This is a genomic window from Brachyspira pilosicoli (assembly GCF_019402445.1).
GTDB lineage: Bacteria > Spirochaetota > Brachyspiria > Brachyspirales > Brachyspiraceae > Brachyspira > Brachyspira pilosicoli_B.
In genome coordinates this window covers 1-985 of record NZ_SRZM01000453.1, presented here as the reverse complement: position 1 = coordinate 985, position 985 = coordinate 1, and the positions used below count along the sequence as shown (strand labels likewise).

The following is a 985-nucleotide window of genomic DNA, read 5'->3' as shown; positions in this document are numbered from 1 at the left end:
ATATAATATTTATTTCGCATATAATTGGAGATTATGGAGTTGTAGCATTAGGAAATAGTGCTTCACTTATGTTTATTATAACTTCTGTGTCTTTAGGATTATCAATAGGAGGCTCTATTATAATCTCTAAATATAAAGGAGCTAATGACACTATAAAATATAAACAAAGTATTACAACTCTATTATTTTTATCAGCACTATTTTCTATAATAATTTCAATATTGGGCATAATATTTTCTAAGCATATATTAATATTTATGAATGTACCAAAAGATTCTTTTAATTATGCTTATGACTATATTAGAATAATTTTTTCTGGTGTATTTTTCATTTTCTTATACAGCTCTATATCATCAGTGATAAAATCAAGCGGAAAAGAGAAAGTATCATTATGTTTTATAATTATTGCTTCTATTACTAATATACTATTAGATTTTCTGTTTGTATATGTTTTGAAATTATCAGTAAAAGGTGCTGCTTTTGCTACCATAATATCTCAGTTTTTGAGTTTTTTATTATCATTATATTTTATAAGAAAAGATATAGTTTTTAGTATAGATATAAAAATAATAAAAGAATTAATATTAGTATCTTTTCCATGTATATTTCAAATGCTCATTATAAATATTTCTTTTTTTATTATTAATATAATGATGAATAAATATGATGTAATAACAGGTTTTACTATAGGTCTTAAGATTAATACTTTTATTGGTATGATATCATGGTCTATAGGAGAAGCTTTAAGTATATTAGTTGCAACAAGTATGGGAAAAAGAGATTATATTAAAATAAAAAATACTGTTATATTTGCAGTGTTTTTTAATATTGCTATTACTATGACAGTTGTTGCATTTATACATATATTTGCTAAAAACATTATATCTATATTTTATAATGGAGATGACAAAACAATAAATGATATTATATTTTATTTGAGAGTTTGTGCTTCATTTAATGGTATAGCATATGCTCTTATGTATAT

1 protein-coding gene is annotated in these 985 nt (G+C 22.2%); it reads left to right on the top strand.

Annotated elements, in window-relative coordinates; all coding sequences use genetic code 11:
- Positions 1-985: MATE family efflux transporter (locus E6A48_RS11795; RefSeq protein WP_219710496.1), on the top strand; the 985-nt coding region annotated here is incomplete at both ends.